Here is a 17,397-nt window from a genome sequence, read left to right on the forward strand (position 1 = left end):
CCGGAAGCGGCGCAACATGCACGGAAGCAAAATTCTCGAGGAAGCCGACCGCCTGATGACGGTCTGCAACTCCTGCCGCTACTGCGAGGGCCTGTGCGCGGTGTTTCCGGCGATGGAAATGCGGCGCTCGTTTTCCGACGGCGACCTGAATTATTTCGCCAATCTCTGCCATTCCTGCGGCGCCTGCTACACCGACTGCCAGTTCTCGCCGCCGCATGAATTCAACGTCAATGTGCCGAAGACGCTGGCTATCGCGCGCGCGGAATCCTACGCCGCCTATGCCTGGCCGCGCGCCTTTTCGGGCGCGTTCGCGCGCAATGGGCTTGCTATCAGCATCATCGCGGCGTTGAGCGTGGCGGCGTTCATTTTCGGCTTTGCCGCGTTTAACGACCGGCAGGTGCTGTTCGGCATCCATACCGGCCCGGGCGCTTTTTACGCGCTGATGCCGCACAACGCGATGGCGGCGCTATTCGGCGCCGCGTTCCTTTACGCGATCGTGGCGCTGGTGATGGGCGTGCGCGCCTTCTGGCGCGATATCGGCGAGCCGATCGGCATGCTGGCCGATCCGCCATCGCTCTGGCAGGCGATGAAGGACGCGGGCGAGTTGCGCTATCTCGATGGCGGCGGCGTCGGCTGCGTCAACGAGGATGAGCGGCCGACCGACCGGCGCAAGATTTTTCATCATTTGACGTTTTACGGTTTTGCGCTTTGTTTCGCGGCGACGTGCGTCGCGACGCTCTATCACTTTCTGCTGGCGCGTGAGGCCCCGTATGCGTGGTGGGACCTGCCGGTCGTGCTGGGCACGCTCGGCGGCATTGGGTTGTTGATCGGGCCCGCGGGCCTGTTCGCGGAAAAATCAAAACGCGATCCCGCGCTGGTCGACGAGAAGGGCGCAGGCATGGATACAGCCTTCATCGCCATGCTGTTCCTGACCAGCTTGACCGGCATCGCGCTGTTGCTGTTACGCGACACGGCAGCGATGGGACCGTTGCTGGCGCTGCATCTCGGCGTGGTGTTTTCGCTGTTCGTCACCATGCCCTACGGCAAGTTCGTGCACGGCATCTATCGCTATGTCGCGCTGGTGCGCTACGCCAAGGAGCGGCGGCAGGCGGGGCATACGGTTTAACCCCGTCATTGCGAGCGAAGCGAAGCAATCCATCACGCCGCGGCACGGAAAGCTGGATTGCTTCGTCGCAAGTGCTCCTCGCAATGACGGGGCCGGAAATTGCGATTCAAATTTCAAACAGCAGGTACGCGTCCGCATTCTCGCGGCACGATTTGCCCGAGCTTTGCGTTTTGTTTTCCCTCAAACAGGAGGGAGCAGGGAATGCCGGATGCGCGCTGCACCCGCGGTCTCGTGTGCAAAATGCACGAAAGAAAACGCACACGAGCATACAGGTTCAGCGGAGGCACTCCGACATTCCCTGCGCAATGGCTTTACGGCTTACTTCGCGCTCTCCCCGGAGAATCGGGCTTTCTTGTCTCCGTCGTCTGCGGATAGCTGGCTCATCCGCGCCCGGTCGGGCCGACTTGCCTTCCGCAGACTTGACGCCAACCACTGAGGCGTCAGGACCACACGACTTCACCGTACGCTTCAGCACCGCTCGTCAGCACGTCCTGTGATCGCTCACGAGCCCTAAAAGCCCGCCCTGCAATCCCATCGCGCGCACGACGCCGCCGCGTCCACCGCATCCCATCCCAACGTTCGTGACGATGGCCAACGCCCCTTCCTCGGGGACAGGATGTCGGGAGTCCTAAAACTGATTTGCCCGACGGGTTAAGCGAAGTCTTGCCCGTCGGGTTATTTTGCCGCAGCCACGACCGCCATCAAGGCGTGAACGCATGAATCCACATTGTTGGGCGGGCCTCCGCTTTGCTATGCATCCCGGACTCAAGTCGGACGTCGCGTGATGTCCGAAATGTGCCGACAAGCGAAATTGCGCGCCCGCTCGAATGGAGGAGTCGCCAACTGAGGCGGCCCGGTCGCGTGCTGCGTCGAGCACGGGCCGGGCCTCGCCAGCAGACCCAAATCCGACCCACGAAAGGCTCGCGTGTCTAGCCTTGTCGCCTTGCCGCCGAAAGGGCGACGGCGCTGGTCTTTAGCGCGACGATAGCTGGGGCGATCGCGCCATGACGAAGTAGCCACACCCCGCCGCCCCGAAGAGATAAATTAAGGCAGCAACCCATCCCATCGAGTTCATCGTACCTGCCATGGTCCCCATAACAACTACAACCAAACCGACCGTGTTTGCGATCACGGTGGCGATGAGCACGCCGCGCACCGATTCGGAAGAGTTGTCCCGGGCGAACCAGAAAATTAGGCCCAATGCCAAGAGTGCTGCACCGAACAGTCGCGCCATAAGAACTGAGGAAGGCGATGTCGTCATTCCATAGCTGGTCGCCACCTGTTCCGGAGCTAATACAAAGCCGACACCATGCACCAACGCAAGAACGGCAATGATTGTAAAGAATGTTTTGATCGTCATGTCGTACACCCCCATCCACCGCCGACAGCGAAATGCCAACCGGCGTCGCTAACAGATCGGAACCATACCGATTAGGCAACAATCGTTATTGCAGGAACTCTCCGAGCCGACGACTGCTGCACCGCACTCCGCTCTTGCATGCCGCTGTAATTTCGGACGACTTGGTTTAGATCCCCGGAACAGCCAAAATATTCAGCGTGGCGGCACCGTGTCGAAGCATCTTCACTGGGGCATAATCCGGCGAGTGCCAGAATGCATGGATGGCTTCCATCGAAGGAAACTCGAACACGACCATCGGCCGTCCATCAGGTTGTCCCTCGAGGACTTCGACTTTCCCGCCCCTGACCAAAAGCTTCCCACCGAACTTCACGATAAGAGGGACGACGGCTTCGCGATATTTCTGATACTGCCCTTCGTTATTGATCGTACTCTGAACCATGAAATAGGCAGCCATAACTCTCTCCCTTCAAGCCGATATCCCCTACGGAATGCAAACCCGCTCATTCAGGCCGCGGCCCGGCTCCCCGATTGGCGTCCTTTTACAGCTTCCGTATACGGATAAATAGATTGATACCGTTTGGCTCTTGATCGATTCGGACCGACGCCCCTTGAATGTTTGCGGCCTTTGCAAGAGCTAGAAGATCATCCTCGTCACGATGTATCAGTCGCCAGCCGCCAAATTCCATGTAGCTTCGGTGCGTATTTCGATTAGAAAAATTGCCTATAACAAGTTCGCCCATAGGCGACAAGGCTGCCGACAACTTACATAACAATCTGACGAATAGATCATCTTCCAAATAGTCGAATAGCCCCGCGCTCCAAACAAGATCGTAATCATTAGCCAGCCGACATCGGAAAATGCTTTTATTTTCAAAAGACACTTGATGGCTAAATGGTTCCAGGAGCTGCTTGGCATGTCTTACGGCGTTCGGATCTTGATCTACGCAGTGAATCTTAGCATTGCGTGTTTTATCGTTGGATGACTCGCTAAGAAATTCAAATACGTCTCGACCTGGCCCACTTGCTACATTCAGAATTCTGACAGGCTGGCTATTGGACGCGACCGTATCTTCGAACAATCTTATGCAGTAGTCCTTGCGAGCGCGTACTGCACGAGGCGCTGAACTCCAATGGAAATAGTGATCCCAGCGCTCCAGCGCGGGGTCGGTTGAAGTCTCCATTTTGTAGATTCGGTCAATTATTTCGAAATCGCCATGATACCCATGCGGACGAATACAAACAAACCCTTGATTTGTTTTCGTGGTGTTGAATGCACCTTTCGAGCGCTGAACGAACTCCGTAATTGCCTGACCATTTTCTAGAATTCGACATTTTTGGAGCTTATCAAAAAGCGCAGAGATCCGCTCGTATTCATGCGCTTCGGGACCCGACTTTTCAATGAAGCCACCAAGTTCTGAAAGCAGGTTTGCGAAACCCGCGTCATAGTTAGGGTTGGTAGCAGAATCATGCATGCTTGAAGCTACTCCCGGCGGCCGTTCGAGCAGCCTCGATGCGATTTCCAGGAATTCGTACGACATTCCATACTAATCCAAATCGCTCAAGTTGAGTGATCAACCAACCATTGACGTCGATCTCTCTTGCAGAGAGTCCGTGGAAAGCGGATCTGGGAAAGCAATGATGATTGTTGTGCCATCCATCGCCGAAAGTAAGCAAAGCTATGAAGAAGTTGTTCTTGCTTCCGTTGCCCTGCTTAAACTCCTCACTACCGAAACGGTGGCCGATTGAATTTACGGACCATACGACGTTATGGAGCACCGTCGTTCGGAGACATCCGCCAATTAGCAAAGCGCTCCAGGCAGCTTCGATCCCACCAAAAACAAACCCAAAGCAATATGGTAATGCGAGGGAAAGTACTGGCCAAATCCAATGTGTGCGGCTCAAAAACATCACCAGGCGGTCTTTTTCCAGGCCAGCGCCGTAGACCTGCACATCGGTGGTCGTACAATCAAACATCCAGCCCAAGTGCGCGTAAAGTAGACCTCGTAGGCCACCCTTCTCTTGGCCCCACGGATCAACATACGGGGAATGGACGTCACCGAATTCGTCAGTGTGTGAATGATGGCGACGATGGTCAATCACCCACCGCAGAACAGAACCTTGAAATGCCATTGAGCCAAAAGCGCCAAGCAAGAAGGCGATAACGGGAGTTGTATCGAAGCTTCTATGAGAAAAGTAGCGGTGAAGCCCCAGGGCCGTTCCCAAACCGACGAAAAGATAAAAGATGAGAAAGGCCGACAAATCTATCAACGATAGACCACAGCGGGACATGTGTTCGATTGCGATGACGCTACCGATAAGCGGAATCCCAATGAGAATAGAATTTTCGATCCGCTTTATGACCGCTGGCGTTCCCCCGAAATGAATCCCATTGAACGCTGTCGAACCGGGTTCAAAATTGATTGAGCGCTGAACGCGCCGTACTAATTTGCCCATGGTTGTTGCATTAGTGCTCATTCGGAAGGCATTCAATCATGACCGCTCCGGTCGGACAGCAAATAGAGCCCAGACGAGGCTAAGAAACGTTCGCAAGCCTAGACAAAAAGCCGATTGGCGGTACCTTTGACGATTGACGGTCGGTGGTCCTGACCCAAATGGGTTAGGGGACCAAAAATCGAGATATTTTTTGCCGAGTATAAGTTCTCTAGAGAGGCCGAATATTCTTTATGGCGTCGGTGGATTTTGATCGATTGAATGCTATCAGCAGCCGCCTCGGCGAGGCAGTGATCGATCCTGGCTTATGGCCGTCTCTTATGGTGGAAATCTGTCGTGCAGCTAATACGACAGGTGCCGCGCTTCTTCAAAGTGACATGCGTACCCCTGACATTCCCATGACCGGGTCAGCGCAAGAAATTTTCCAATCCTATTTCAAAAACAATCTTCATATTAATGATGTGCGGGCAGTCCGGGGTACTCCGCTGCTTTTGGCCGGTTCTCCGGTCGTTACCGATCAAGACATCTTCAAGTCTGAACGAGAGATGCTGCTCGACCCTCTCTATGCAGATCTCGACAATTACGGTTTCCGCTGGTGGGCGGCGGTCGGATTCATGTCTGGCTCCGCATTGTGGGGGCTGTCACTGCAAAGGACAAAACAAGAAGGTCAATTCGAAGCCCCGGAGTTAGCCGCACTATCGCAGCTCTCGCGGCGGCTGAGCGAAACGGCGACCTTATCGAAGGCGGTGGGAAGGCTTGTGCTTTCCGGGATGACCAACGCCTTGCATCTCGTTCGCCAGCCGGCTTTAGCGCTCGACCGGCGCGGATTCGTAATAGATGTGAATTCAAGCGCGGATAAAGTGTTTGATGAAGAAATCAGGATAAGAAATCGAAGACTTTTTGTACTCGATCAATCCGCGAAAGCTGCGCTGACGAACTTGATCAGTCAGCTACGGAATACGCCAGATACGGCAGCGATAGAAGCAGCACCCATTGTTGTTAGACGAAAAGCAAAGCAACCCGTCGTTATCCGTATTCTGCCAGTCGACGGAGCTGCTCGGAGTCCGTTTCTTGGTGCAAGGGCCATTCTGATTCTCGACGACTTAAGTATCAGGCAGAGAGTAGAAAAGAACGTGGTCTTATCCGCTTTCGGACTAACGCCAACGGAAGCGCAACTTGCTATTCGAATTGCTGGAGGGCTATCGCTCGACCAAGTCGCCGAAGAGTTGAATATGAGTCGGGAAACCTCTCGCAACCATCTGAAAGCGATTTTCGCGAAAACGGGAACACATCGTCAAGGTGAATTGGTCGCCCTGCTGTCGAGGCTCTGATAAATGACCTCGCCGCTGAATACGAAGTCTTGGCGGCCGTACCCGCCAAGACAGGCACTTGTGTGCACGGCCCGATGACGCCCCGAGGTTCAGAAAACGGCAGTGTAACTGTCTGCTCGACATCTGGGAGGACGTCGGGGCCGGTCGAATGAAATATGTCTGGTGGTCGCCGACTTCCGAGTTGAGTCAATCGCGTCGATTTTGCCATGTCCGCGGGATGACCGGTTTGGGGGTAATATCAGAAGTGCCGACACCGGCTATGAATCGGGCTCTCGGTAAAGGTTAGTCAATCCCTACAAATCCACCACCACGTAATCGCTTTCCACCGACACGGCGAGGGTCTCCGCCACATAGGGCCCCTTCACCACGCTGGCGCCCGGCTCGACATTGACCGGATAGGCTTTGGCGCGGAAGCGTTTGGGGTCGCAATAGGATTGGCCGGTGCGGATGTCGAATTCCCAGCCGTGCCAGGGGCAGCGGATGATCTCGCCTAATCTTGTGTATTCGATCTCGCCGGGATCGGAGGATTGCGCGAGCCCGATCAGCGGCCCCTCGCACAACGCAGCGCCCTGATGCGGACAGCGGTTCAGCAGACCGAAGAACTCGCCCTTGATGTTGAACACCGCGATCGGACGCTCACCGATGGTGAGGAACTTTCGCGACCCCGGCGGCAGTTCGTCTACCGGAGCGATGACATGGCGTGTCATGTTTTTCTCTGACGCATGATCTTTTCGGAAAACCGGTTCCCACTTTTCCGGATCATGCTACGAAAGCCCGTAAACCTTCCGCGCATTGCCGAGATAAAACGCCTCGCGGTTGGTGTCGCTGACGCCGGCGGGCAGCACGCGTGACGGGTCGTCAAAATCCCAGTGCGGATAGTCGGTCGCGAACAATAATTTGTCCCAGCCGATCCAGTCGATCAATTCGAACAAATGGTCGCGCCGCTCGGGGTCCTCCATCGGCTGCGTGGTCCAATAGATGTGGTCGCGGATAATTTCCGACGGCGGACGCTTTACGTGCGGCACTTCGCTCTTCAAACGCTGCCAGGCCTTGTCGAGCCGCCAAGCCAGCGACGGCGCCCAGCCAAAACCGGCCTCGATCATGATCATCTTGAGTTTTGGATGTCGCTCGAACACGCCTTCCAACACAATGCTGGCCAATGCCGTCTGCTGGCACTGCGAATGGCCGACCATTTCTTCGATGTAAAAACTCGGCCAGCCGGAGGCGGTGATCGGATTGCCGCCAAAACCGAAGGCGTGCACGCCGACCGGAAGCCCCGCTTCCTCGGCGGCTTCGTAGATCGGCCAATAGCGGCGCTGGCCCAGCGGTTCGACATTGCGGCTCAGCAGCAGCACCTGGACGAAATTCTTGTCGCCCGCGCGCTTGCGGATTTCGGCGGCGGCCGTCGGGCCATCCTCGTTCGCCACCACGATGGAGCCCTTCAGGCGAGAATCCTTAGCTGTCCATTTTTGGATCTGCCAGTCGTTGATCGCCGAGCAGATCGCCGCCGCCAGATCGTGGTTGCGGATACCCTGCCCGGTGTTGAGCGGATTGAGCACGCCAAGCACGACATTGTTGGGATCGAGATGCTGCTTCTGCATGAACGACAGCGACGAACCCTGCGGGCCGCCTTCCGGCGGGTAGGCGTCGCGCCGCGACGCGTTGGGCTGCGCCTTCGGATAGGGCGGGCCTTCCATCATGCCCTGATAGGGATGTTTTTCGTACCTCTCGAGATGTTCGTGCCAGCGTTTTGCAAGATACGGGTACAGTTCGGTCTTGGTCGCCCGCGCGGGATGGATGTCGCAATCGGCAATCGCGGTCTTGGCGGCAACGGTTGAGGCCTGCTCCGGGCGGTCGCGGAACTGGATGTTCATGGCGTCGTCTCCTTGGCCACCTGCTGCTTCAGGCGCGGATAGGTCGCGTGCGGATTATCGATCATGATCTTGCGCACGAGATCGGACGAAATTCCCTCCGGCAGCACCTCGTCGCCTTCGAACTGCCAGTGCGGATAATCGGTCGAGAATAAGAGCAATTCGTCCGACTGCATATGGTCAAACAGCCGATTTAATGTGTCGGGATCCGGCGGCGCATCGACCGGCTGCAGCGAGAAGCGGATATTGCTGCGCACAATTTCCAGCGGCGCACGATCGACCCACGGGGTTTCCATGCGGATGCCGCGCCAGAATTTATGCAGCCGCCAGAGATAGGACGGCAGCCAGGTGAAGCCGCTTTCCAGCATCACCATTTTGAGGCGAGGATGCCGCGCGAACACGCCCTCCACGATCAGGCTGGTCAACTGCGTCTGAAACGCCTGCGCCTGCGCGACATAATCCTCGATGTGATAGGAGCCCCATCCCACTGACGTCGGCGGATTGTGATAATTGCTGCCCGCGTGGATGCCGATCGGTAACCCCAGCCGCTCGGCTGCGGCGTAAATCGGCCAGTACGCGCGTTTGCCGAGGGGGATATCACCCATCACCAGCATCAACACCTGGACGAAGCGATGATCCCGGCCGCAGCGCTCGATCTCCGCGACCGATTTTTCCACGCTCTGCACGGGAATGACGATCGAGCCGCGCAAGCGCGCGTCCTTGTCGAGCCATTCCTTTACCAGCCAGTCGTTCAGCGCGCGGCAGAACGCGTCGGCCATATCCTCGGAAAACACCATCTGCACGCCGTACAGCGGATTGCAGATGGCGTGGCTGACGCCGAACGGGTCGAGCGCCTGCGCCTTCATGTCGTGGAGACTGGAGCCGGGCTTGCCCTGCGCCGGGCGCCAGTCCGGCCGCGCCGAGATCGGCGAATTGGTCGGATAGGATTGCGAGACCAGATCGACCATGCCCCGGGTCGTGACCTGGTCGCGCCAGTAATCGTTGAGATGGGGCAACAGGCTCGTCAAATGAGGCAGGGCCGGATGCAGATCGCAATCCACGCCGCCCGCGATCGGAGACGTCATGACCTCTGGCTTTCCTCTTTTGCCCGTGGGGCGCCTGATCACGGCACCTTGCAAGCCACGCCGCATTGTTTCCTGGCATTCAAGCAGGCCCGCCCGCCGCCCGCAACTGGCGCAAACGATGCATTGATATGCTAGAGAATCGGGATTCGACCCTGGGGGAGGTTTTTCATGCTTCGGATTGCAATGGCAGCGGCGGCAGCCACCCTGTGGCTTGCGGGCGCCGCCCGCGCGCAGCAACCGCCGCCGGCCGCGGCCCCGCCGCCACCGGATTTTTCCAAGGTCGAGATCAAGACCACCAATCTCGGCGACAACGTCTATATGCTGGAAGGCCAGGGCGGAAACATCACCGTCGCGGTGGCAAAAGACGGCATCATCATGGTCGACAGCGAGTTCGCGCCGCTGCATGACAAGATCAGGGCCGCGATATCGGCGGTCTCGAACCAGCCGGTCAAATACCTCATCGACACCCATTTCCATGGCGACCACACCGGCGGCAACGAAGCCTTTGCCAAGGACGGCGCCGAGGTCATCGCCGAGGTGAATGTCAAGAAGCGCCTTGCCGCCGGGACCACCAATGGGCTGACCGGCGTCAAGACGCCGCCGGCGCCTGTGGGCGCGCTGCCGACGAAAAGCTACACCGGCGCCTTCAAGATCAGGCTCAATGGCCGCGTCGCCGATCTCACCCACATCGCCAACGCCCATACCGACGGCGACACCTATGTCTGGTTCAAGACCGCCAACGTGCTGTCGACCGGCGATACCTTCACCAATGGCCGCTATCCCAACATCGACTTCGCCAATGGCGGCAACATCAAGGGCATGATCGTGGCGACCGAGGCCTATCTCAAATTGACCAACGCCAAATCGAGAATCGTGCCGGGCCACGGCCCGATCGCCGACAAAGCGGCGTTGATCGAGTACCGCGCCATGCTGGTCACCGCGCGCGACCGGATGGCGGCGCTGGTCAAGCAGGGCAAGAGCGAGGACGAGGTGGTGGCCGCAAAACCGTTCGCCGACCTCGACGCCAAATGGGCACCGACCGAGCTTGCGAGCAAAAACTTCATCCGTGTGGTCTATCACTCGCTCGCCGACAAGCCCGCCCGGCGGACATTCATGAAGAGACTCCTCCAAAGGATTTGAAACCAGATGCAAGAGCTCGTAGGGATCGCCGAGAAGATCGCCGCCAAACTGAAAGAGCGGCACGAGACCATCGCGGTCGCGGAATCCTCGACCGGTGGCCTGATTTCCGCAAGCCTGCTCGCGGTGCCCGGCGCGTCCGCTTATTTCCTCGGCGGCGCCGTGGTTTATACCCGCGATGCGCGACGGCTTTTGATGGACATCCCCGATGACGCAATGAAGGGTCTGCGATCGTCTTCGGAGCCTTATGCGAAATTGCTCGCTAACCAAGTCCGCCAGCGCTTTTCGACCGATTGGGGCCTGTCGGAGACCGGCGCCACCGGGCCAACCGGCAACCGCTATGGCGACGCGGCGGGACATAGCTGCATGGCGATCGCGGGCCCAGAGGCGGAAGTCATGACGCTCGAGACCGGCAGCAGCGACCGGCTTGCGAATATGCACGCGTTCGCGGGGACGGCGTTGAATTTGCTCTTGCGGAATTTGTCGCGGTGAAGGTTCGACGGATAGTGCGCAACTTCGCGCCTCCACCATGGTCGTCATACCCCGCGCAGGCGGGGTATCCAGTACGCCGCGGCTTCTCGGTCTGATCACTTACGTCTCGGAGTACTGGATCACCCGCCTTCGCGGGTGATGACGACCGAGAGTTTTTCAAACAGCCAGTTCCAGATACAGCTTCACATTCCCGCGGCGCGATGCGTCCGAGTTGTGCATGAAACTTCCGCCCAAGAGGGCGTGGGGAATGCCGGGTGCCGATGCACCCGCAGCCGCGCGTGGTGTGTAGTAAACACGCGCGTTAGTCACCACAGGTCCACCGGAACAACCCGGCATTCCCGCACGCAGCGGTTTTAACGGTTTCCTTCGTGCTCTCCCCGGTGACCGGGCTCTTTTGCCACCGTCATCAGTGGAATCGCTTCCACCAACTTGACACCAGCGTCGGGGTGTCAGGACCACACGACTTCGCCGTCCGCCTTCGTGCCGTTCGTCAACGGCACTATCGGCGTTCACCGCATCCCATCCCGCGTTCGTGACGACCGCGATACGCCCCTCGAGTGGGACGAGACGGGGTGAGTTTTAAAAGTGATTTGGGTCAGATGGGAATGGATTTATTTTTGCGAATGGGACTGGACGACCCAAATCACGTTGATCCGGTTCAACAAATTAGCGCCGCGGCGCAAGGCGCTACGACGCTCTTGATTTGCCCGTCGGGCAAATCAGTAACGGACTACGACTGTTTCGTCATTGCGGCTTGCGATGGATTTCGCGCAGCGCTCAACCCATCCTTGCTGCTCTTTCTGTCGACGCAGCGCGCGTCGACCGTGCATGCGCGCGCTCAACACCGCGGCGTCATCCGTCACCGCATAGCCAACCAAGAGCGCACCCCATGCGTGGGATGCGCTCCTGGGCGCCCTTCCCGGCCCGGTCAATCCTTGGCTTCAGACCTCTCGCCGCGCCTCATCGGCCTCGTTCGCCAGCTGATGCAACAGCGTGAAGAATCCCGGCGATTGCCCGATGAACAAGCCATCCGCTGACAAAGCCCGCACGGCCCCCATGGCGGCTCCCTTCGTCTCGGTTGGGCGAATGATCGAGCACGGCGGGAACCTGCGGTTCAGAAAAATGGTGGGCTCCGGCATGATCAGGTTCGCCTGCAGGTCCTCGCTGATGCCGGCGACGCCCAGGTTCGGAAACGTAAGCCCATTGGTCGGATCCGTGATCGGCTTCGCGTTGCCCGCCTTGTCGTGCCAGACTTGGAAGTGCATGGTCTCGGTCGGCCCGATGCTGAGCAGGATGCGCAGCACTTCCACGTTGGAGACGCGCTGCGCCAGCGATGGATACAGGCTGCTGCCGCCCTGCTCGATCGTTCCGAAATGGAATGCCGCCGTGTTGGCGATTGCCTGGATGTGGTTCGTTGGCTGCAGGTCGGCATCGCTCCGCGGGATGGCCGGAAACTGACCATTGCTCAGGCCGGGAACGGCTTGCGCGAAGGTATCGCCGAAATCAGGATTGAGAGTGCTGCTACGGTAGCGCGTCCACCAGGACGTATCGATCGTGAGCAGCATCAGGTTGGTCAGGCGCCCGATCTGCTGGGCCCCGGTCGCCCGGCTGCTCGGCAAGGTGCGGAACTTGTCGAGATTGACCGGAGCGGCGTTCTTTGACTCCAGATAGGCATTGAGGAACGTGAAGTGGCTGAACTCATCGTCCGTATTGTCGTGAATGTATTGTGACATGTCATTGTCGATATTATTAAGGGCCCCCTGGTAAAGAGAACTCCCAGAGCCGCCGGGAACCTCGGCGTCCGGGATTCCGCCGAGCTCGTTGTATTGCTGCCACAGATCGGTTTCGATGATTTCAAGCGCGCAGAGGAAGCGGAGGATAGCGATATCTCCCTCTGTAAGTTCCGTATCGCGGGCAAAGCTTCTTGAAGGCAACGCGTTGGTCAACAGACCGGCGCCGATGAGTCCCGGTCCCACCAGTCCAGCTCGCAGAATGGAACGTCGGCTGGCGGACTTTGCGAATGCATTTGCTTGCTGCTGCATGATCTGCTCCTGCTGATGATATCGAGCGAGCCTCGACCTCAACAGAAACACCGCTCTACCATAGGTTATGTCACTCACAATCCCGTGACGCTAATAGTCATCAAGCTGAAATCTGCTTTGCATAGTTTGGTGCGATAACTAGCGCCTGCGGTTATCGGTCCCGCGTTCGTTCGCGGGGACGACAATGTCCCTTGCGGTCACTTCTCCCGGAACGCGCGCATCGATTGGTCGCTCGGCGGCTTGATCAAATGGGAAAGCACGGTGCGGTCGCCGGTTTACAAGCGCGCCAGCATTATCGCGTGGAAAAATCACGCACGGTACCTACCAATTTGTCGGCTCCAACGCGTTGTCCTACGGTACCGCTTCGGAGACCTTTCTCATCATCTTCACAAAGATGCAGCATGTAACCCATGGGATCGAACCAGGCCCGAAGCAATCTAAATCCGCCAATCTCTTGGTCGGCGTACATCGCCGGCACGACATAGCGCGCCGCAAGCGCCGCGCATAAAACAAGGTTGCGAGGATCGGAAACCTATACACCAGACCTGTGCGTGGCCAACGGAGTGATCGCTAGCCGGCATCGAGACGTCGGCGCTAGTTGGTGATTTTAGGCGGCGACCATCCTTACCGCCGGAATCTTCCAGGAGCCATCGAAGCAAAAGTTTCGAACGGGCGCTTTTTGCATAGTCGCGCTGCATTTCTTCCATCAACCTGCAGAAACGCAGGCGGCTTCTCGGAAATACCCGGGGGCAGACGAGCGATGCTTGCGAAGAGACCGGCAGTCGCCGCCGCGGCTGAAAACGACGCAACACCGAATCGCAAACGACGCGAATTCGCGATTTGCCGATTTATCGATTTACAACTCGAGGAGAGCTGTCATGAAACATCTAATCATCCCTCTGTTGCTGGTAGGTAGCTTCATTGCCTTTAGCACCATGGAAGCAAGCGCCGTCGTCTGCGCTCGCGGCGTGGTTCGCGCAGGCTGCGTCGCCGCCGGCGGTGCTGCGGTCGTCGCCGGCGGTGCTGCCGTCGTCGCACGGCCTGTTGCCCGTCCTGCCGGTGCCGTGGTCGCGCCGCGGGGTGCCGCCGTGCGCCGCAGGGTGTACTGACGATCCCGCGGACTCGGCAGCTCAAGATCCCGCAGCGTCAAATGCGCGGCAGAACGGCCGAGGCCACACTCAGCGAGTTTGAGAGTAGAGCCAACCTATTCCATTGCTCTGTTGTGAGCCGAACAGCCTTGGAAAGGTGCTACAGCCTCTTGACATGAAAACGGTAGATCCCTGCTTTCGCAGGGACGACATTGCGCTACTTCTCCCGGAACGCCCGCATCAACTGGTCGCTCAGCGGTTTTATCAGATACGACAGCATGGTGCGGTCGCCGGTCTGGACAAAAGCTTCGGCCGGCATGCCCGGGATCAGCTTGTTGGCCCCGCCGAGGCGCGCGACTTCTTCCGGCGGCATCGAGACGCGGATGGTGTAGTAGCTTTGCCCGGTGCGCTGGTCGGTGGTGACGTCGGGGGAGACGCGGGTGACGACGCCATTCAATTCCGGCGTGGTGCGCTGGTTGAAGGCCGACAGCCGCAGTAGCGTCTTCTGGCCGATCTGCAGTTTGTCGATATCCTGCGGGTTGACCTTGGCCTCGACCTGAAGGTCGTCACTTTGCGGCACGATCATCATGATGGCGTCGCCGGCGGTGATCACCCCGCCCACGGTGTGCACGGTCGATTGCAGCACCATGCCGTTCTGCGGAGCGCGGATGTCGGTGCGTCGTAGCTGGTCTTCGGCGGTGACCTTGCGCTCGACGAATTCGCCGATCTTGTCGTTGGTCTCGCGCAAATCCTTCGACACCTCGCTGACCATGTCCTTGTCGACCTGAATGATCTGCAATTCGGTCTCGGTGATCTTGCCCTTGGCCTGGGCACGGGAGGCGATGTATTGCGCGCGCTCGCCGTTGAGCCTGGCGGCGTCGCGCTCGAGCGTGGTCAGGCGCGAAATCTGCACCAGATGTTGGTCGTAGAGCTGGCGAACGCCGGCGAGTTCCTTTTCCACCAGCGCGATTTCCTGGTCCTTTGCCTTTTCCTGTGCCGCCAGCCCCGCGATCTCCTCGTTCAACTGGGTCACCCGCTCGCGCAACTGCGCCTTTTGCCCGACCCTGCCGGTGACGCGGACATCGAACAATTTGCTCTCGCTGACCATGACGTTCTTGACATCGGGATCGGCGGCGCGATCGAGCAGCATTTTGGGAAACACGATCTTGTTGATGCCCTGCTGTTCGGCCTCGAGCCGCGCCGCCCGGGCCCATAAGCCGTCGAGATTCTTGGTGACGATCGCAAGGTTAGCCTTGGTGACGGTGTCATCGAGCCGCACCACAACGTCGCCGGCCTTGACCAGATCGCCATCGCGCGCCAGCACTTCGCCGACCACGCCGCCGGTCGGATGCTGCACTTTCTTGACATTGGATTCGACCACGATCGATCCCGGCGCGATCAATGCGCCCGAGATCTGCGTCGTCGATGCCCAGCCGCCGAGCCCGCCGGCGAGAACGGCGACCACCGCGAGCCCGACGATCAAATGCAGCCGGATCGAACGCCGCGCGCTCTGCAGCTCGTTGTCGCTCATGACTTGGCAACGCCTCCTTCGGAGACGATCTTGATCGGGGTCGGCGGCGCAACCCGCTGCAGCACTTGACCCAGCACGGTTTCCTTGGGGCCAAAGGCCTGCATGCGGCCGTCCTTGAGGACCAGAAGCTGATCGACCCCCTCGATTCCGATCGGCCGGTGCGCGACCACCACCACGATGGCGCCGCGCTCGCGCGCCGCGCGGACCGCCCGCGTCAGCGCCTCATCGCCCTCGGTATCGAGATTGGAATTCGGCTCGTCGAGCACGATCAGGAACGGATCGTCGTAGAGCGCCCGCGCCAGCGCCACGCGCTGTGCCTGGCCGGCCGAAAGCGCCGCCCCCTGCTCGCCGATCTGGGTATCATAGCCGTCGCGCATCTTGATGATCATCTCGTGGACGCCGGCCTCTTTCGCCGCAGCGATAATGGTCGCGGAGGCGGCGTCGGGATCGAAACGGCAGATGTTCTGGGCGACGGAGCCTGCGAACAATTCGACATCCTGCGGCAGATAACCGACGTGGCGGCCGAGCACGTCGGACGACCACTGATCGAGCGCCGCACCATCGAGGCGAACCTTGCCGCGGAACGGCTGCCAGACGCCGACCAGCGCGCGCACCAGCGAAGATTTTCCGGATCCGCTCGGGCCGATGACGCCGAGGCCATTTCCGGCTTGAAGCGTAAACGTCACGTCCTGGACGATAATTTTCTGGTCGCCCGGCGCCACGAGGCTGACGGCCTCGACCGACAGCCGGCTCGACGGGTTTTGCAATAGCGTCGGCGTCGCGCGTGCGGGCAACGATCCCAGCAGCTTGTTCAGCCGATGCCAGCTCTGGCGCGCGGCCACAAAGCCTTTCCAATGCGCAATCGCGAGATCGACCGGCGCCAGCGCGCGCGCGCTCAGGATCGAGCCCGCGATGATGATGCCGGCGGTCGCCTCCTGATGAATCACGAGATAGGCGCCGACCGCGAGCACCGCCGACTGCAGGGTCATCCGCAGGACCTTCGCGATCGCCCCGAGACCGCCGGAGACGTCGCTGGCGCGCTGATTGCCTTCGAGATATTTTTCGTTGGCTTCGCTCCAGCGCCGGGTCAGCCGCCCGGCCATTCCCATCGCGACCAGCACCTCGGCGTTGCGCCGGCTGGTGGCGGCGAGATCATTGCGGCGCGCGGCGAGCCCCATGGCCTCGCGGGCCGGCGCGCGCGACAAAAATTCGGTGACGACGGTAAGCGAGACCAGAATGATCGCGCCGACCAAAGCGGTCAGCCCGATCATGACGTGAAAGGCAAAACAGATCGCGAGATAAAACGGCAGCCATGGCAGGTCGAAGAACGCGCTCGGCCCCAGGCCGCCGAGGAATGAGCGGACATTGTCGAGATCGCGCAGCGGCTGCAGCCCCTCGTTGCGGCTGCCGACCATCAGCGGCAACCGCACGATGGTATCGAATACCCGCGCATTGAGCGCCTCATCGAGCGAGGTTCCGATCCGCCCGAGAATCCGCCCCCGGATCAGGTCGAGAACGCCTTGCGCCACGTACAGGCCGCCGGCGAGGATCGCCAACCCGACCAGCGTCGGGACGCTGCGGCTCGGCAGCACCCGGTCGTAAACCTCGAGCATGAACAACGAGCCGGTCAGATACAAAAGGTTGATCATGCAACTCATGATGCCGACGCCGATGAACGCGTTGCGGCAGGCGCGCAGCGCATCACCGAGTTCGGAACGCCGGACACCGGGAACGGCTGCCATCACTTCGGGTCTCTTCACGTGGGAGTCCGCGACCCCCTTGTTCCCGAGGGTACGCCACTGTCATTTCTTAGCGATTTTTGTACCCAGCGTCCATTGAAGTCGGGTTAACGGCGAGCGGTTCGGACGGCCGGAAATGCAGGC

15 protein-coding genes are annotated in these 17,397 nt (G+C 59.3%); 5 read left to right on the forward strand and 10 right to left on the reverse strand.

The genetic code is table 11. The features are described from left to right. The first annotated feature begins 16 nt into the window (after positions 1 to 16). Entirely contained in the window at positions 17 to 1,126 is a 1,110-nt protein-coding gene (gene tcuB / locus B5526_RS14695) for a tricarballylate utilization 4Fe-4S protein TcuB (protein ID WP_079539026.1), read from the forward strand. Positions 1,127 to 2,099: 973 nt separating this feature from the next. On the opposite strand, the gene B5526_RS14700 is transcribed toward tcuB, so the two are convergent. From B5526_RS14700 to B5526_RS14715, 4 genes are all read right to left on the reverse strand, one after another. Then, complete coding sequence (locus B5526_RS14700; RefSeq protein ID WP_172842041.1) at positions 2,100 to 2,486, reverse strand: hypothetical protein; 387 nt, start codon at positions 2,484 to 2,486, stop codon at positions 2,100 to 2,102. Between the two features lie 166 nt (positions 2,487 to 2,652). Next, a complete protein-coding gene (locus B5526_RS14705; RefSeq protein WP_079539030.1) occupies positions 2,653 to 2,940 on the reverse strand; it encodes a DUF1330 domain-containing protein in 288 nt (95 codons plus the stop codon). 85 nt (positions 2,941 to 3,025) lie between these two features. Then, positions 3,026 to 3,958, reverse strand: a complete 933-nt coding sequence (locus B5526_RS14710) for a class I SAM-dependent methyltransferase (protein WP_172842042.1) — start codon at positions 3,956 to 3,958, stop codon at positions 3,026 to 3,028. After that, on the reverse strand, positions 3,951 to 4,961 hold the full coding sequence (locus tag B5526_RS14715; protein ID WP_079539032.1) for an acyl-CoA desaturase: 1,011 nt from the start codon (positions 4,959 to 4,961) through the stop codon (positions 3,951 to 3,953). Before B5526_RS14715 ends, B5526_RS14710 begins: the two co-directional genes overlap by 8 nt. Positions 4,962 to 5,170: 209 nt before the next feature. Between B5526_RS14715 and B5526_RS14720 the strand changes: the two genes are divergently transcribed. Next, positions 5,171 to 6,268, forward strand: a complete 1,098-nt coding sequence (locus B5526_RS14720; protein ID WP_079539034.1) for a helix-turn-helix transcriptional regulator — start codon at positions 5,171 to 5,173, stop codon at positions 6,266 to 6,268. 293 nt (positions 6,269 to 6,561) lie between these two features. Here the strand turns inward: B5526_RS14720 and B5526_RS14725 are convergent, their stop codons facing one another. Genes B5526_RS14725 through B5526_RS14735 form a run of 3 tightly spaced genes read right to left on the reverse strand, consistent with a single transcriptional unit; the run spans position 6,562 to position 9,224 of the window. Beyond that, entirely contained in the window at positions 6,562 to 6,975 is a 414-nt protein-coding gene (locus B5526_RS14725) for a Rieske (2Fe-2S) protein (RefSeq protein ID WP_079539036.1), read from the reverse strand. 57 nt (positions 6,976 to 7,032) lie between these two features. Further along, entirely contained in the window at positions 7,033 to 8,142 is a 1,110-nt protein-coding gene (locus tag B5526_RS14730) for an amidohydrolase family protein (RefSeq protein ID WP_079539038.1), read from the reverse strand. Next, on the reverse strand, positions 8,139 to 9,224 hold the full coding sequence (locus B5526_RS14735; protein WP_079545007.1) for an amidohydrolase family protein: 1,086 nt from the start codon (positions 9,222 to 9,224) through the stop codon (positions 8,139 to 8,141). The genes B5526_RS14730 and B5526_RS14735 overlap by 4 nt, the downstream gene beginning before the upstream one ends. Positions 9,225 to 9,392: 168 nt before the next feature. Here B5526_RS14735 and B5526_RS14740 point away from each other — a divergent pair, with 168 nt between their 5' ends. Together B5526_RS14740 and B5526_RS14745 are read left to right on the forward strand one after the other, a co-directional pair. Further along, positions 9,393 to 10,364, forward strand: coding sequence for an MBL fold metallo-hydrolase (locus B5526_RS14740; protein ID WP_079539039.1), 972 nt, complete (start codon positions 9,393 to 9,395; stop codon positions 10,362 to 10,364). Between the two features lie 6 nt (positions 10,365 to 10,370). Further along, entirely contained in the window at positions 10,371 to 10,853 is a 483-nt protein-coding gene (locus B5526_RS14745; RefSeq protein WP_079539041.1) for a CinA family protein, read from the forward strand. A gap of 941 nt (positions 10,854 to 11,794) precedes the next feature. On the opposite strand, the gene B5526_RS14750 is transcribed toward B5526_RS14745, so the two are convergent. Next, positions 11,795 to 12,895, reverse strand: a complete 1,101-nt coding sequence (locus B5526_RS14750; RefSeq protein WP_079545008.1) for a ferritin-like domain-containing protein — start codon at positions 12,893 to 12,895, stop codon at positions 11,795 to 11,797. Between the two features lie 878 nt (positions 12,896 to 13,773). Here B5526_RS14750 and B5526_RS14755 point away from each other — a divergent pair. Beyond that, positions 13,774 to 14,004: a hypothetical protein gene (locus B5526_RS14755; RefSeq protein ID WP_079539042.1), complete on the forward strand. Its 231-nt coding sequence runs from the start codon at positions 13,774 to 13,776 to the stop codon at positions 14,002 to 14,004. A 196-nt stretch (positions 14,005 to 14,200) separates the two neighbouring features. On the opposite strand, the gene B5526_RS14760 is transcribed toward B5526_RS14755, so the two are convergent. After that, positions 14,201 to 15,514: an HlyD family type I secretion periplasmic adaptor subunit gene (locus B5526_RS14760; protein ID WP_079539043.1), complete on the reverse strand. Its 1,314-nt coding sequence runs from the start codon at positions 15,512 to 15,514 to the stop codon at positions 14,201 to 14,203. Next, positions 15,511 to 17,256, reverse strand: a complete 1,746-nt coding sequence (locus tag B5526_RS14765; RefSeq protein WP_079539045.1) for a type I secretion system permease/ATPase — start codon at positions 17,254 to 17,256, stop codon at positions 15,511 to 15,513. The genes B5526_RS14760 and B5526_RS14765 overlap by 4 nt, the downstream gene beginning before the upstream one ends. Positions 17,257 to 17,397 lie beyond the last annotated feature (141 nt).

The organism is Bradyrhizobium lablabi, from assembly GCF_900141755.1.
Lineage (GTDB): Bacteria > Pseudomonadota > Alphaproteobacteria > Rhizobiales > Xanthobacteraceae > Bradyrhizobium > Bradyrhizobium lablabi_A.

Coding starts and splice junctions, on each gene's coding strand:
- B5526_RS14750 (WP_079545008.1), bottom strand. CDS start 12,895: ATGCAGCAGCAAGCAAATGCATTCGCAAAGTCCGCCAGCCGACGTTCC.
- B5526_RS14745 (WP_079539041.1), top strand. CDS start 10,371: ATGCAAGAGCTCGTAGGGATCGCCGAGAAGATCGCCGCCAAACTGAAA.
- B5526_RS14715 (WP_079539032.1), bottom strand. CDS start 4,961: ATGAGCACTAATGCAACAACCATGGGCAAATTAGTACGGCGCGTTCAG.
- B5526_RS14710 (WP_172842042.1), bottom strand. CDS start 3,958: ATGCATGATTCTGCTACCAACCCTAACTATGACGCGGGTTTCGCAAAC.
- B5526_RS14755 (WP_079539042.1), top strand. CDS start 13,774: ATGAAACATCTAATCATCCCTCTGTTGCTGGTAGGTAGCTTCATTGCC.
- B5526_RS14725 (WP_079539036.1), bottom strand. CDS start 6,975: ATGACACGCCATGTCATCGCTCCGGTAGACGAACTGCCGCCGGGGTCG.
- tcuB (WP_079539026.1), top strand. CDS start 17: ATGCACGGAAGCAAAATTCTCGAGGAAGCCGACCGCCTGATGACGGTC.
- B5526_RS14760 (WP_079539043.1), bottom strand. CDS start 15,514: ATGAGCGACAACGAGCTGCAGAGCGCGCGGCGTTCGATCCGGCTGCAT.
- B5526_RS14700 (WP_172842041.1), bottom strand. CDS start 2,486: ATGACGATCAAAACATTCTTTACAATCATTGCCGTTCTTGCGTTGGTG.
- B5526_RS14765 (WP_079539045.1), bottom strand. CDS start 17,256: ATGGCAGCCGTTCCCGGTGTCCGGCGTTCCGAACTCGGTGATGCGCTG.
- B5526_RS14730 (WP_079539038.1), bottom strand. CDS start 8,142: ATGAACATCCAGTTCCGCGACCGCCCGGAGCAGGCCTCAACCGTTGCC.
- B5526_RS14740 (WP_079539039.1), top strand. CDS start 9,393: ATGCTTCGGATTGCAATGGCAGCGGCGGCAGCCACCCTGTGGCTTGCG.
- B5526_RS14720 (WP_079539034.1), top strand. CDS start 5,171: ATGGCGTCGGTGGATTTTGATCGATTGAATGCTATCAGCAGCCGCCTC.
- B5526_RS14735 (WP_079545007.1), bottom strand. CDS start 9,224: ATGACGTCTCCGATCGCGGGCGGCGTGGATTGCGATCTGCATCCGGCC.
- B5526_RS14705 (WP_079539030.1), bottom strand. CDS start 2,940: ATGGCTGCCTATTTCATGGTTCAGAGTACGATCAATAACGAAGGGCAG.